The 14,764-nt window shown below is 49.1% G+C and carries 12 protein-coding genes and 1 riboswitch; all 12 genes read right to left on the minus strand.

What is annotated here, in order from left to right; all coding sequences use genetic code 11:
* Positions 1-207 precede the first annotated feature (207 nt).
* Positions 208-1,185, minus strand: coding sequence for a tryptophan--tRNA ligase (gene trpS / locus H569_RS0100880; protein ID WP_027363407.1), 978 nt, complete (start codon positions 1,183-1,185; stop codon positions 208-210).
* Between the two features lie 80 nt (positions 1,186-1,265).
* Positions 1,266-1,883 carry a site-2 protease family protein gene (locus tag H569_RS0100885; protein WP_027363408.1) on the minus strand — a complete coding sequence of 206 codons (618 nt, stop codon included), beginning with the start codon at positions 1,881-1,883 and terminating at the stop codon, positions 1,266-1,268.
* The gene (locus tag H569_RS0100890) at positions 1,877-4,519 is read right to left on the minus strand and encodes a CBS domain-containing protein (protein ID WP_027363409.1); all 2,643 of its coding nucleotides are present in this window, start codon (positions 4,517-4,519) and stop codon (positions 1,877-1,879) included. Before H569_RS0100890 ends, H569_RS0100885 begins: the two co-directional genes overlap by 7 nt.
* Before the next feature lie 202 nt (positions 4,520-4,721).
* Positions 4,722-6,071 carry a diaminopimelate decarboxylase gene (gene lysA, locus H569_RS0100895; protein WP_027363410.1) on the minus strand — a complete coding sequence of 450 codons (1,350 nt, stop codon included), beginning with the start codon at positions 6,069-6,071 and terminating at the stop codon, positions 4,722-4,724.
* A gap of 148 nt (positions 6,072-6,219) precedes the next feature.
* A riboswitch (Lysine riboswitch) is annotated at positions 6,220-6,403 on the minus strand.
* 295 nt (positions 6,404-6,698) lie between these two features.
* Positions 6,699-8,054: a TrpB-like pyridoxal phosphate-dependent enzyme gene (locus H569_RS0100900; protein WP_027363411.1), complete on the minus strand. Its 1,356-nt coding sequence runs from the start codon at positions 8,052-8,054 to the stop codon at positions 6,699-6,701.
* An 81-nt stretch (positions 8,055-8,135) separates the two neighbouring features.
* Positions 8,136-9,110, minus strand: coding sequence for an acyl-CoA dehydratase activase (locus H569_RS0100905; RefSeq protein ID WP_027363412.1), 975 nt, complete (start codon positions 9,108-9,110; stop codon positions 8,136-8,138).
* A gap of 2 nt (positions 9,111-9,112) precedes the next feature.
* Positions 9,113-10,210, minus strand: coding sequence for a CoA protein activase (locus H569_RS0100910; protein ID WP_027363413.1), 1,098 nt, complete (start codon positions 10,208-10,210; stop codon positions 9,113-9,115).
* A gap of 25 nt (positions 10,211-10,235) precedes the next feature.
* Positions 10,236-11,225 (minus strand): acyl-CoA dehydratase activase-related protein, encoded by a 990-nt coding sequence (locus H569_RS0100915; protein WP_027363414.1) that lies wholly within the window; start codon positions 11,223-11,225, stop codon positions 10,236-10,238.
* Positions 11,226-11,498: 273 nt separating this feature from the next.
* Positions 11,499-13,049, minus strand: coding sequence for a spore germination protein (locus H569_RS0100920; protein WP_027363415.1), 1,551 nt, complete (start codon positions 13,047-13,049; stop codon positions 11,499-11,501).
* Entirely contained in the window at positions 13,030-13,614 is a 585-nt protein-coding gene (locus H569_RS0100925; protein WP_027363416.1) for a stage V sporulation protein AE, read from the minus strand. The genes H569_RS0100920 and H569_RS0100925 overlap by 20 nt, the downstream gene beginning before the upstream one ends.
* Positions 13,615-13,698: 84 nt before the next feature.
* The gene (locus H569_RS0100930) at positions 13,699-13,893 is read right to left on the minus strand and encodes a dodecin family protein (protein WP_027363417.1); all 195 of its coding nucleotides are present in this window, start codon (positions 13,891-13,893) and stop codon (positions 13,699-13,701) included.
* Between the two features lie 92 nt (positions 13,894-13,985).
* Positions 13,986-14,762: an RNA polymerase sporulation sigma factor SigF gene (gene sigF / locus H569_RS0100935; RefSeq protein WP_027363418.1), complete on the minus strand. Its 777-nt coding sequence runs from the start codon at positions 14,760-14,762 to the stop codon at positions 13,986-13,988.
* Between the last annotated feature and the right edge of the window lie 2 nt (positions 14,763-14,764).

Raw genomic sequence — 14,764 nt, forward strand, 5'->3', positions numbered from 1 at the left:
AACGTCCCACAACCGGGTGCTATAAAAAAACAGGCCTGATAAAACAGACCTGTAGTTTGTTGATCCAGTGGTTTTTTTCAGACCCAGTATATAAGCATAATAATTTCGGCCCATATCGTCCGTCCTCAATAAGAGATTGCCGCGTCGCTTCGCTCCTCGCAATGACAAAAGCAGGGCGATGAAGACATAACAACACAGCAAGTTTCTTTAGGCCGGGTTACAGTAATCCAGCCCTACGTTGCGCCTGGCTTTTTCTAAAAACGGAGCGGCTGCTTCCCTGGCCTTCCTGGCGCCTTTCTGCATCGTGGCCAACACGAATTGTTTATCTGCCACCAGTTTTTCCCGCTCTTTTCTATAGGGAGCAAAATATTCCCAGATCACGCCAAACAGCTCTTTCTTTACATCTCCATAGCGCAAACCGGGGGTAAGAAAACGTTCTTTAAGTTCCGCCCTCCCCTTTTCGTCTAAAAAGAGCGCATACAGATCAAACAACGGGTTATTTTCCACAGGTTTTGGTTCATCCACCGGCGTGGAATCGGTCTTGATACTCATAACCTTCTTGTGCAAGGTCTTCTCATCAGCAAAAATTTCGATGGTATTGCCATAGGACTTGGACATTTTCTGGCCGTCAATGCCCGGAACCAGAGCAACGTCGTCTTCTATATCAGGTTCCGGGATTACAAAGGTTTCCCCGTAAATGTTGTTAAATCTGATAGCGATATCCCTGGCCACTTCCAGGTGCTGCTTTTGATCTTTGCCCACCGGGACCTTTTCCCCGCCGAAAAGCAGGATATCCGCTGCCATCAGCACGGGGTAGGAAAACAAACCGTGGCTGGCCGGAATGCCTTTAGCTGTTTTATCTTTATAGGAGTGGCATCGTTCCAGCAGCCCCATGCTTGTAACATTGGAAAGCAGCCAGGTTAGCTCGGTAACTTCCGGCACATCCGACTGCACCCAAAATACTGATTTATCAGGATCAAGGCCAAGGGCAAGGAAATCACAGGCAGCATTAAAGGTCTGCTGCCGCAATATCCCGGCGTCAAAAACGGAAGTAAGGGCGTGGTAGTTGACCAGGAAACAAAACAGCTCGTTATTGGCCTGGTAATTGATCATTCTTTGCATCATTCCAAAATAATTACCCAGGTGCAGCGTGCCCGAGGGCTGAATACCCGATAAAATACGCATCATGTTTCTCCTTTGCTTTGTTATTGGTTGCTATTTCCTCGATAGCGGCATTCTGACTCCTGAATTCTGAATTCTGAATTCTAAAGTATTGTCGCCACAGCCATAAAGGCTTTGATGATTAAACTCACCAGCGGCCAGAGGATTCTCCCAAACACGCCGGTAAACATTAATAAAAGCAATATAATTGTACCATAGGTTTCCATACCGTAAATAAACCGGCTTTGACCGGGCAGCAATCCGGCCAGGATTTTCGAACCGTCCAGAGGCGGCACCGGTATCAGGTTAAAAATCGCCAGTACAACATTTATCTGAAGAGAATAAAGCGCAATGTAATGAAAATAAACATTATATTTTGTTAGTCCTGTACCTAATAAAATTGCCGTTAGAAAAGCAAGAAGCAAGTTTGAGGCCGGCCCGGCCAAAGCCACCAGCAGCATGCCCCGGGACGGGTCGCCCCTCAGGTTATAGGGATTGACGGGAACAGGTTTGGCCCAGCCAAATTTAAAAAGCAGCAACATTAAAAAGCCTACCGGATCTATGTGGGCCAGCGGGTTTAGCGTTAAACGCCCCTGGTATCTGGCCGTGTGATCACCCAGCCGGTCGGCCGCCAATCCGTGAGCATACTCGTGCACGGTCAGGCCAATCAATATAGCCGGCAAAAGTAATAAAATATCTTGCAGGCTGGGAAAATTTAACATTTCGCATCTCCTTCAGCAAGCCGGGCCATATATTGGCGCACAAAATCTTTTTCTTGCTCTTCATTAATTATGTTTCCGTCCAATCGCTCCTGCCAGAGCGCGTCCAGTGTTTCCTTGAAAGCCGGACCCGGGCGGTAACCCAGGCTTTTAATATATTTTCCGTTTATAGAAGGCTTGCTATCCATTATGGTATTCAGCAGCTGTCTAAAACGGTCCTTGATCCAATCTTCTTCCAAAATAGCCAGCAGCATGGGGTATGATTCTCTGGGCATGGTCATAAGCTGTTTGGCCAGTTGGCTCACCTTTACGTTTTCCGGTGATTTCCAAATCATAGCCACCGTTTCACGCCAGCCGTGCAGTGCCGCAAGAGCTTTTTCTGTTTGACGCCTGCTTAAATGATAGCGCTCGCAAATCTGCCCGGCCACTTCGGCACTGGACCAGTGTAACAGCGCAATGAAGTAGGGCAGCCATTTTTCATTGGACACCCAGAAACCCCATTTCTTTATCAGGTCTATCGAGCCGGGCAAATCCCTTAAAACCGGATCGACCTCCCAGTAATTAACTCCCGGAAAAATAAACAGCCACACTTTAAGTCCTTCAAGCCGCCTCAACATGCGGCTTGCTTCCTTTTCAACCAGAATATGCTTTAATTCCTCCCAAATTCTTTCGGGGGAAACCTTGGCCAAAACCCCTTGCCTTACCGCTTCCTTTAAAAAATTAAGTGTTTGCTGTTCAATTTCAAAATTATATCTTTGTTCGAAGCGGACTGCGCGGAGGATCCTAATAGGGTCTTCAATAAAGCTCAGGTTGTGCAAAATCCTGATTAAACCCTTGTCCAGGTCGTCACGCCCGTCAAAAAAATCAACAATGCTGCCGAATTTTTTATCATTTAAGCAAACCGCCATGGCATTGATGGTAAAATCCCGGCGGTACAGATCCTGGTGCAGTGACGAGCTTTCAACCTGCGGCAGGGCGGCCGGATAGGCATAAAACTCCACCCTGGCTGTTGCAATATCTATTGTTAAATCATCTGAAAAAATAACTTGCGCCGTGCCAAATTGCCTGTATTTCCTTACTTTTACCTGGAAGGCCTCGCCTATAGCTTGGGCCAGCTTTATTCCGTCACCTTCCACCACCAGGTCGATGTCGATACTGTTTTGGCCCAGCATGATGTCCCTGATCATGCCGCCGGCGGCGTATACTTTATAACCCAGGCCGTCTGCAATTTTTCCCGCTTCCTTCAGGAAACTCCAGACCGGGGGCGAAAGGTTGCGACGCATAATCCAACTGATGTTACGCCTGGAAACATGGTTTCCGTTTTTATATACTATCCGGTGCCGGGACTGAATCTCTCCGTGCAGCGTGCGCAGCAGATCCGTCCGGGAAACAATACCGATCGGCCTGCCATCGTCCTCAACAACAGGAACTCTGCCGATATCACGGTTGATCATCAACTCCTGGATCTCTGAAACCGGCATGTCGCTGGGAACTGATACCACCCTTACACTCATAAAGCCTTTTACCGGCGCGTGCCCCAATCCGTGATGATTGGCTTTTTCAACGTCACGGCGGGATATTACGCCGATTAGCTTTTCGTCTTTGACCACGGGCAAGCCTGTATGACCGTAACGCAGCATAATTTGACCCGCCTCGGCTATGCTCATTTCCGGGCCCACTGTTTTAACCGGTGAAGTCATTATGTCAGCCGCGCAAAGGGGCGGCCTGATATTGTTATAAATAATATCAAGCAGTTCCCAGGCCACTTCATCAAGATCGCCGTTTTTAACCGTTGCCGAAGCAGCCCCGGCATGGCCTCCCCCTTTGAAATGCTTTAGTATTTCACCAACGTTGGCCTGGGGTATACTGCTCCTGCCGACTATATGAACACGGTCTTCCATTTCAACCAGCACGAAAACAACATCCAGCCGCTCTATCTCGGAAATTGTATGGGTGACCATAGCCAGTCCAACTACGAACTCATCCGTTTTAGCACGGGATATCAACACTTTGACACCGTTAATCTGGTGTCTGTCTGCGTTAATAAGAAGGTTTTTAAGCAAGCTCTTTTGTTCCTCTGTCATGGGGCGCCCCAAGAATTCAGACACCACCGCCAGGTTTGCCCCTGACTTTAACAGATAGGCTACCGCCTCAGCGTCCCGGGTGGTGGTATTGGTAAACATAAGTGATCCTGTATCACCGTATATCCCCAGACAAAATATAGTAGCTTCCAGTGGGGTAATGGGCAGGCCTGCTTCCCTTATTTTTTCCACCAGCAGGGTTACCGTTGCTCCCACATTCTCCGTCAGTTCCACCGATCCAGACAAGTCACCGTCGGCCCTGGGATGGTGGTCGTATATATGTATGTCGACACCGTTCTTTTTTGCGATTTCCCCGATGGGACCAACCCGGCGCGGGCTTTTGGTATCCACCAGAATGACCCGGTTAACTTTGTTCAGGTCGATTTGCTTGGCACTATAAAAGATGATGGCGTCTTTATGCAAAGAAAGAAATTCTTCCACATTCCTGGCAAGTTTCCCCGGCAAAACCATAGCTGCCTCGGGATATAGCTTTTGCGCTGCCACCATGGATGCAAGCCCGTCCATATCGGTGTTGGTATGGGTTGTAATAACGTCCACAATTTACCTCCGATATTCAACAAGATGCTACATTAGTTTAATATTATACCATAATTACAAATGCCCCGACAGGTAAATTTACAACCGTCAGGGCATTAGATTCGACAAGAAACTGTCATTGCAGCAATCTCCCGGTATGAGATTGCCACGTCTTTTCAATCCTCATAATGACAGACCAATCAATCCATTTAGGTGGTGCCGGTTATGCAGTGCCGGCCTCGGCCAGCTTAACCGTTCCTTTTTTCTTTAAACGGTCGGGAACCAGGTCATTTCTAAGTAAATCATCATAGGTTTCCCTGGCCACGATTACATCTGCTTCTCCTTCCCGCACCAACACCATGGCCGGGCGCGGCAACCGGTTGTAATTCATGGACATGGAGTAGTTATACGCACCGGTGGCCGGCACAGCAAGTATGTCACCTGGCTGCAGGGTTGGCAATTCGATATCCCAGATGAGCATATCCCCTGATTCGCAGCACTTGCCGGCAATCGATACTTTTTCCACGGCTGCTTCGGCAGCCCGGTTGGCGATGATGGCCTCATACCTGGCCTGATACATGGCCGGCCTGGGGTTGTCGCCCATACCTCCGTCCACAGCCACATACTTACGCACCCCCGGGATGTCTTTAATTGCCCCCACCGTGTAAAGGGTGGTTCCGGCCGGGCCGCTGATGGACCGGCCTGGTTCCACCATAATCCTGGGCACGGGCAGGTGGTGTTTTTCAGATAATTCTTTTACTGCCCGGGCCACCGTATCGGCATATTTTTCCACTGACTGCGGCTCATCACCCGGGGCGTAATAAATGCCCAACCCGCCCCCAAGGTTCATTTCACCGGGAGCCCAACCGGTTTCATCTTTGACCTCTTTGGCAAAGGACATCATTACTTCGGCAGCGTGGGCATAGGATTCCAGTTCAAAAATCTGAGAACCAATATGACAATGGAACCCGGTCAACTTAACATTTTCCAGCCCCAGGGCTGTTTTTACAGCTTTCATGGCCTGGCCGTTTTCTATTGCCATGCCAAACTTGCTGTCTACCTGTCCTGTCCTGATATATTCGTGGGTGTGGGCCTCCACTCCCGGCGTCAGCCGCAATAACACGCGGGGTTTGGCTCCGGCTTCTCCTGCCAGGCGGTTTAACGTTGCCAGTTCGTGTAAATTGTCAGCTATGATGCGACCAACTTTAAAATCCAGAGCCATTTTTAATTCGGACTCGGTTTTATTGTTGCCGTGAAAAAACACCCGATCCATGGGAAACCTGGCTTTCCAGGCTGTATATAGCTCTCCTCCGGAAACCACGTCCAGACTCAATCCTTCATCCGCGATAATATGGCAGATAGCCAGGGTCAGCAGCGTTTTTCCAGCATAAATAACGATGCCGTCATATTTGTCGGTAAACGCCCGGTAATAATTGCGGCAATTTTGACGGAATTGCTTTTCGTCCAAAACATACAAGGGTGTGCCGAAACGCCTGGCCAGATCTACAGCATCACACCCACCGATTTCAAGGTGTCCCTGATCATTAATTTTCATCGTTCCCTGCAATTTCATCAGTTTCATGCCTCCATTCAATAACATCATTATGCAGCAGCAAATAAAAAAGCCTCCGTCCCAAATTGGGGACATCCCTCGAAGAGGTGTATCCCCTTTCTTTTAAGGAGCGAAAGGCTACCGTTCTTTAACGCATTCCTTGCTCTCCTCGGTGAATAGCTCTCCACCCGGAATAATAAGCCGGGTGACAGTCCGGCGCCTGTTTGACGCCGTCCCAGCCCGGCATCTACGGGGTTTAGCCGGACTTCGGCGGTTCGCCCTTTCATTACGGGTCATCGCATTCCCGGGCCTCACCGGTAATTACTTATGCAAACCGCACCTCTACTCTCCCCTGTTGGAGAATAGTTATTATATTTTGCACATTTTAACACAAACAATTAACACTCGTCAATTTAAAAGAGGTTGAGATTGCCACGTCGCTTACCCTCGCAATACAAAAAAAGGGCGGTATAACCACCCTGGAATGTCTGCAAGCGTATTGCTTGTCACTGCATTCACAGCTAAGCAATCTCTAGCGCCAAGTAATCTTAGTAATGATTCAGTATCTGTAACATCTTAGGAGTCAGAATGAGAGAACCGGCTCAGGGCATTGGCGAATTCTGACTCCTTAAATTCTGAATACTTTAATTAAATCTTGGGCAGGTTGCTTAAGGACTTGGCTAAAATATCTTCGGGAAGCGGGTAGTCTTCAAGTTTTCCCGCCATATAAGCATCATAAGAAGGAAGGTCGAGCAGCCCGTGCCCGCTTAAATTAAACAGGATGGTCTTTGCTTCCCCCGCCTCCCGCGCCGCCAGCGCTTCATTAATGGCACATTGAATGGCATGGGATGATTCAGGCGCAGGTACGATCCCCTCACACCTGGCAAACAAAATCGCACCTTCAAAAACAGCTGTCTGCCCCAGGGAGGTGGCTTCAATTATGCCGTCATGCAACAACTGGCTTACCAGCGGCGAGTCGCCGTGGTAACGTAAACCGCCGGAGTGAATGCCCGGAGGCATAAACTCGGATCCAAGGGTATACATGTACAAAAGTGGCGTAAGACCGGCCACATCGCCAAAGTCGTAGCCAAACTGTCCCCGGGTCAGAGTCGGGCAGGCGGACGGCTCAGCCGCGATCAACCTGATTTTGGCCCCGCGTGTAATTTTATCATAAACAAAGGGGAAGGCCATACCGCCGAAGTTGCTGCCGCCGCCGCAGCAGGCAATCACGATGTCGGGGTATTCCCCGGCCTTGGCCATTTGCTCTTTAGCTTCCAGCCCGATCACAGTTTGGTGTAGCAGCACGTGGTTTAACACGCTGCCCAGGGCGTAATTGGTGTCGTCACGCTGGGCGGCAACTTCCACCGCCTCACTGATGGCTATTCCCAGGCTGCCCGGCGAATCGGGGTCCGCAGCCAGCACCCTGCGCCCGGCTTCAGTTTCATTGCTGGGGCTGGGGACGACCGAAGAGCCAAAAATTTGCATCACCGACCGGCGATATGGTTTTTGGTTATAACTGACCTTGACCATGTAAACCTTGCATTCCATATTGAAGAAATTACAGGCCTGGCTTAAAGCCATACCCCACTGGCCCGCGCCGGTTTCGGTGGTTAACTTGGTAATACCTTCCTGCTTGTTGTAATAAGCCTGGGGCACGGCTGTGTTCAGCTTGTGACTGCCCGGAGGGCTTGCACCCTCATATTTGTAGTAAATCTTGGCCGGAGTGTCCAGTGCTTTTTCCAGGCGCCTGGCCCGGCACAGCGGCGTGGGGCGCCAAAGCCTGTAGATTTCACGCACCTCGTCGGGTATTTCAATCCAACGTTCCTGGCTTACCTCCTGCTTGATCAGCTCCATGGGGAATATTGCTGAAAGATCTTGTGGTCCCACCGGTTCCTTGGTGGCAGGGTGAAGTGGCGGTTTTGGCAAATTCGGCATGTCCGCCATAATGTTGTACCATTTTTCGGGCATTTCTTTTTCGGAGAGTAGAATTTTTATATCACTCATCTCCACTCAGACTCCTCTCTACTCAGGTTTAAAAATCATAAACCCATTGTAGACCACGTAAAATTTTTGTGCAAGAATGTCTCAACTAATTTTTTCTTTTTGCTCCAGAACATCACTCCACCGCCCGCAACGGTCACCCCAGCGGGCGATAACCCTATCAGACTCAGTTATTTCAACAACCTCACAAATATTGGGGCAGCCATCGCAGGCAAACCCGCCGGCCTTAAAATCTTTCTCCGCAACTTCAAACCCGTAAAAATCTGTTTTCTTGCGGGAGGTCGCCTCACGTGCCAGCAGCGCCGCACCTAATGCCCCCATAACATTAAAATAAGGTGGTATAATGACTTCCGTTTCCAGCGCCTTTTCAAAGGCCCGCTTCATACCGGCGTTAGCCGCCACCCCGCCCTGAAATACCACCGGCCCGAGGATTTCCTTGCCCTTACCGACATTGTTTAAATAATTGCGCACCAAGGCCTCGCACAGCCCCGCCAGAATATCCTCCACATTATAGCCCATCTGCTGCTTATGGATCATGTCACTCTCGGCAAAAACCGCACAGCGCCCGGCAATCCGCACCGGCACCCTGGCCTGCAGCGCCAGCGGGCCGAACTCCTCTATGCCGATATTCAGCCGGAAAGCCTGCTGGTCCAGAAAAGAGCCGGTCCCGGCGGCACAAACGGTATTCATGGCAAAGTCGGCAACAACACCGTTGCGCAAGATGATGATTTTTGAATCCTGGCCGCCGATTTCCAAAATGGTTTGGACGCCGGGAACCACGTTGGAAGCGGCAATGGCATGGGTTGTAATTTCATTTTTAATAATGTCCGCGCCGGTTATCACCCCGGCCAGGTGCCTGCCGCTGCCGGTTGTACCCACTCCCGCTACTTGAATTTTTGACGGCAGCGCCGATTTCATCATTTTCAGGCCTGCCTGCACGGCTTCAATGGGTTTTCCCCTGGTACGCAGGTAGATACTGTGCTTGACCGCACCGTCTTCACCCATCATCACCAAATTAGTGCTGACCGAACCCACATCGATACCAAGATATCCATACATAATCAGGCCAGTCCCTCCCTGAACCGTTTTTTTCTTGCCAGTAAATCCACAAATGCTTCCAATCTCGTTATCAATCCCGCTTCACCGGACTGCTCATCGACAATCAGGGTCATCACCGGTATACCCAGATCTTGACTAACCCTGGGCAAAATGCTTTGAGCCACAATTTCGGGCATACAAGTAAACGGAAGTACCTGCAAAACACCGTCATACCCTTTTTCAGCATACAAAATTGTATTGCCTACAGTTTCCAAGCCATGCCCGCCTACAAAATGGCCCAAGTAAGCAACGGCCTTTTTCAGGGCCTCCTTGCTGGAGCGGACGTTTCGGCCAAAGCCCATAAACAGGTGATCATTAATCCACTCGCTTAAAAAAATTGACCGGTCGACCTCCACACCCATTTCCCCAAGTTTTTTTTCGATATCCATATTGGCAAACGGCTCGAGCAAAGTATATATTTCACCTACAATACCCACCCGGACAACCTGCCTGTGTTCATCGATTTCAACGTTTTGCATTATTGCCATAGCCCGCTCTCTGGCTGCTGGAAGTTCTTCCGGCTGCCGTACGGCTACAATTTCAGCCAGCGCGGTTTTAAAAGCACGGTCGGTTGCGCCGTGGAAAAGCTCCCGCGGCCTGGTATAATGGGCCATTCTTTCCAAATCGTCCACTGCCCAGGCTTTCTTATATCCGAAATTAATTCCTTTAATGACTTGCCTCCAGGACCTGTTGCCGGTTATCTGCCTTATCTTCCCAAGCAGTTCGCCGATGTGTTTTTCCGGCGGTTCAAGCACAACTAAATCATACCGGTAACCCAAATCCTGCAAAATAGCGTGTTCCACCTGGGCGTAATAGCCAAACCTGCAGGGACCGCAGCCCCCGGCCATCACCATGGTATCGGCGCCCAATTCCGCTGCTTCCATAAAATTGCCCAGGTTCAGCTTTAACGGCATACAGGCAAACTCCGGCCCGTGTTTAACACCCAGCAGGAGCGTTTTTTTGGTGGTGGGCGGCGGAAGGGCAACCTCCACACCCAGGTATTCGAGCATAGCTTTAACACATATCCACATGTAGCCCATGTGGGGATAGGTCACGATCAAATTATTACACCTCGCATCCGACTTGTTACAAAGTGGCTGCCACATCCGCCAGGTTGCGGCGCCAGCGCACCATATCCAGGAAAGCTTCCAGGCGGGTAACAATGCCGGCCTCGCCGGTGTGCTCATCCAGGGTCAACACCAACAGGGGCTTGGTGGACCTGCTGCGGGCAAATCTTTCTATCAGTTCGCCGGTCATAGAGTCCGGCCCGCACCCGAATGAAGCCACGTGGATCAGCCCGTGTATTTCCGGATCGTTGAAATAATGATAAGCAGCACCAATCATGCGCTGGTTTAAGGTCCAAAAAAGCTGTTTGGGCAACTTACCTGCTTCCTGTCTGATAACACTATCGGCCAGGTGATCGGCAGTCACTACGTTGACACCGCTTTCAAACAGCCGTTTAATCATATCCATACTAATAAAGCGGTCGTAAATGTTATAGGGATGCCCAATTACAGCTATAGTAATATCAGCCATTCCGCCGTTTTTTCCATTGCTGTTCGCCAGTGTTTTTAACTCGCCCGGTAATGCCCCCGACTCCAACTCCTTACAATAATTGCCATGTGCCTGGCACGAAGCGCGGTAGGCCAGATAGATGCGGGCGGGATTTTTGGTAAACATTTTTCCCAGGGTTTGAAAGAAATTATAGGCATTACTTCGCTTATGGTATAAGTCCAGGTTAATATCAATTACCGGCGGCAAATGATCTATTGTATTGCGAACCATGTCCGGAAACCCCAGGAACTTGGGGCAGATGTATTCGCGCCTGGCCATGCTGACCAGGCGTGGTAAAAACAGATAATCAACCCGGTCCTTTAGATCGAGGACATGTCCCACAGCAAGCTTGACCGGCAGACAGGCTTCGTCAACGGTTGAGCGCAGCCCCTTTTCAAGCAGCCCGCGGGTGGTCCTGTGGGAAACAACCGGCTCAACGTCAAGATGCTGAAAAAAGGAGAGCCATTGGGGATAGAAATAATAGTAGAGCAGAGCCCTGGGTATGCCAACTTTTACTGTCATTTTTAACCTCCGGAAAGTCATCAATACATGTGTACAGGAGTCAGAAGTCAGGAGTCAGATCAAAATGAAAAACAGGTGAAAATTTTTTCTTGGAGTATGCTGAATTCTGAATACTGATTTCCGAATACCTGAATAGTCATTAATACATTAGATTATTATGGACTAAAAACAGGCCGGGTATACTTCCTGATGAAGAAAAATTATAACGACGGACCTCCAATAGCAAAAAAAACAGCCCGGAGGCTGTGTCAGGGCGGACGACTCCGTCCGCCCCTACGGTTTATTGTCGCTGCCGCCATTATTGCCCTTGCCTTGTTTTTTGCCGATCTTGCGGGCCGGTACGGGCACACCCTGGCGGTCTGCGTCACGCGGGTGTACTATTTTAGGTCTGATATTGCTCGTGGGGACCGGTTTGCGAATCAATATGCTTAAAAATGCTTTGGCGTTGAATGGAATCAACGGCCAGAAGTACGGAATGCCGAAAGATTTGGTAAACACCAACAGTGCCATCATTAGGATGAAGCCAATGATCATCCCGGGTATTTTGAACAAGCCCACCATTACCAGCAGGAATAATCGAAACAGCCGGTTTACCAGGCTAAGTTCATAGCTTGGGGTCAAATAATTCCCCACCACCACGGCGGCGGTATACATAATTACTTCCGTGTTAAACAACCCAACACTAACCGCCATATCCCCTATTAATAATGCGGCGATGATGCTGACTCCGGTGGCCAGCGCCGTTGGCGTGTGGATTGTCGCCATTCTCACCATATCCACGGCAATTTCCGCAATCAGGAATTGAACGAAAACCGGTACTTTACCTACTTTATTGGGTCCGATAAAGGCTAGCCAATCGGGTAATATTTGCGGTTTTAAAACTGCCAGCAGCCACAAAGGGGTCAATAGAATTGAAGCCGCCACCCCGATAAACCTGATCCACCGCAAATATATTCCTACTGAAGGGCTCTGACGGTATTCCTCCGCATGCTGTAAATGATGAAAATAAGTAACAGGCGCAATCATCACGCTGGGTGAGGTATCGACCATAACAATTACATGGCCTTCCAGCAGGTGTATGGCCGCCACATCCGGCCTTTCCGTGTAACGGACACGGGGCAAGGGGTTCCAGTAACTGCCCGGTACGATTAATTCTTCAACAGCTTTTTCGGCCATGGGAAGGCCGTCAATATTGATGCTTGATATTTTCTCTCTGATGGATTGCACCAGGTCCTCATTGGCAACATCCTCAATATAGGAAATGACAATATCCGTCTTAGAACGGTTCCCCGCCTGAATATACTCCATGCGCAATTTGGGATCACGTATACGCCTTCTGATCAGCGCAGTGTTGAAAACAAGGGTCTCTGTAAACCCGTCTCTTGAACCTCGAACCACCTTCTCCAGGTCCGGCTCGTCCGGGCTGCGTACCGGATAGGTGCGCACGTCCAGCATGATTCCCTGGTCAATACCGTCAACCAGCAGGGCCAGGGGGCCTGATAACATCTTTTCGATCAGGTCCTCCAAGTACTCAGTTTGAGCCACTTCAACGTAATTGATGTGCTGGTAAAAGAGCTTTTTAAAAGCATCAACCGACAGGTCCTGCCGGTCCAACTCCGTTAAATTGCGAAGAATTTGCACCATCAGGTCGGCGTTGGCAAAGGCATCCACGAAAACCATGAGCACCTTTTTGCCGCCAATTTCCATCTCCCGCCTGACAATATCAAAGTTTTTATCAAAAGCAAGTTTTTCGTCAAGCAGGTCCTGGTTGACTTTAAGACTTTTATTCAGCTTTGTTTTATCTTCAATTACGGCAGGCGCCATCGTATCCACTCCTTTTGAGAATTTCCCGCAGCGCTTTAGTAGTTAGCGGCGCACCAAAAGCATAGTCGTCGGCCCTGTCCATTTTGCCCACATCGCCTATGCCGACAACCACCGGCAGCTTGAGATCATCCAAAACCTCAACTGTATCGCCATTTATGGTTTGGTCGTTATAGCCATGAACCCGGCCCAGTTTATCCACAGGACCGTCAATTAAATTGCCGTTACAATCTACTGATATATCCACATGCGCCCCTTCTGTTTCCACAGTGTTGGAAGCAACTGCCAGAGCCCCTAAAATGTTAATGTCAGGATGACCTGCAATATAAGCCAGGGCCGATTCTCCACGGCCCCGGCCGTGGTATCCTTTGTCATCCAGCATTACCACAACCGGATCATGAGCCGCCTTTTTGATTAATTTAACCAGGTCCTCGCCGTTTAGTAGCGTAGGATTACCTGCGGAGGCGGATATACACCTGGCGCCAATATTACGGGCTGCCGTTTCAACGGCCTTTTTGGCAACCATATCGCCATCGGTTACTACTATGACATTTACGGGCTTATTCACTAGCAAAACTCCTTGGGATTTAGTCACGTTGATTATAAAACATTTGCTTGTCGACTAGAAAAGTAAAGACACCTTACGGTGTCCTTAACTGGTGTGGGCAATTTTTACGTTGGCTCTATAATCCACAACCTTCCCATTGTCCACGTTGGCTGTAAAGTTTACCACTTCCACTCCGACTATATTTTGAACGCTTCTAGACGCCTCTGAAACAGCTGACTGTACCGCACTGCGCCACCCTTCCCTGGATTCCCCTACCATTTCCATAACTTTAATCTGCATAGATCTTTTCCTCCTTTGATTACTTTGATTCTTGCGGCAATTGTATTATTTGTCTTATGCGTTTTTTTATTCGTTATTCGGGAAACCCAAATTTAATTGGCATTTTCCATCATTTGATGCAGCTTTTTCAACGCCTGGCGCTCCAGGCGCGAAACCTGCACCTGAGAAAGACCAAGTTTATCGGCAATTTCACCCTGCGTTTTATCGCCAAAAAAGCGCCAAAGTAAAATTAACCTGTCCCTGTCCGGAAGCTGCTTCAGTACTTCTTTAACCGCAATGCTATCAAGCCAGTTAATATCATTACCATCGCCTTCACCCAGTTGGTCCAGCAAATAAATCGGGTCTCCGTCGTCCTGGTGAAGAGTTTCATAAATTGAAGCAGGAGACTGAACAGCTTCCAGGGCAGTTATTACCTCTTCGCGGGACACGTCCAATTCTTCGGCTATTTCAGATATAGTTGGCTCCCTGCCAAACTTGGATACCAGCATCTCCCGGGACTGCTGAACTTTATAGGCTGTTTCTTTAATCGAACGGCTTACTTTGATCGGATTATCGTCCCTTAAAAATCGTCTGATTTCACCAACAATCATTGGAACGGCGTAAGTTGAAAAGCGAACGTTATAGGATAAATCAAACTTGTCAATTGCTTTCATTAAGCCAATGCAGCCAATTTGGAAAAGATCTTCCAGCTCATAGCCACGGTTTTGAAACCTTTTGACCAGGTTGAACACCAGTTTCAAGTTGCAATTTACCAGCCGCTCCCTGGCCTGGGCGTCCCCTGCCTGGGCTTTGGCCAATAATTGTTTCATCTCCTCATCTTTTAGCAATGGAAAGCGAGGCAAGTTCATTTCAATCAACCTACTGCTCATGG

The sequence above is a fragment of the Desulfotruncus alcoholivorax DSM 16058 genome, assembly GCF_000430885.1.
Taxonomy (GTDB): domain Bacteria; phylum Bacillota; class Desulfotomaculia; order Desulfotomaculales; family Desulfallaceae; genus Desulfotruncus; species Desulfotruncus alcoholivorax.

Excerpts from the sequence above, each read along its gene's own strand:
- H569_RS0100885 (WP_027363408.1), bottom strand. The coding sequence starts at position 1,883 with ATGTTAAATTTTCCCAGCCTGCAAGATATTTTATTACTTTTGCCGGCT.
- trpS (WP_027363407.1), bottom strand. The coding sequence starts at position 1,185 with ATGCGTATTTTATCGGGTATTCAGCCCTCGGGCACGCTGCACCTGGGT.
- H569_RS0100920 (WP_027363415.1), bottom strand. The coding sequence starts at position 13,049 with ATGGCGCCTGCCGTAATTGAAGATAAAACAAAGCTGAATAAAAGTCTT.
- lysA (WP_027363410.1), bottom strand. The coding sequence starts at position 6,071 with ATGAAATTGCAGGGAACGATGAAAATTAATGATCAGGGACACCTTGAA.
- H569_RS0100930 (WP_027363417.1), bottom strand. The coding sequence starts at position 13,893 with ATGCAGATTAAAGTTATGGAAATGGTAGGGGAATCCAGGGAAGGGTGG.
- H569_RS0100900 (WP_027363411.1), bottom strand. The coding sequence starts at position 8,054 with ATGAGTGATATAAAAATTCTACTCTCCGAAAAAGAAATGCCCGAAAAA.
- H569_RS0100915 (WP_027363414.1), bottom strand. The coding sequence starts at position 11,225 with ATGACAGTAAAAGTTGGCATACCCAGGGCTCTGCTCTACTATTATTTC.
- H569_RS0100905 (WP_027363412.1), bottom strand. The coding sequence starts at position 9,110 with ATGTATGGATATCTTGGTATCGATGTGGGTTCGGTCAGCACTAATTTG.
- sigF (WP_027363418.1), bottom strand. The coding sequence starts at position 14,762 with ATGAGCAGTAGGTTGATTGAAATGAACTTGCCTCGCTTTCCATTGCTA.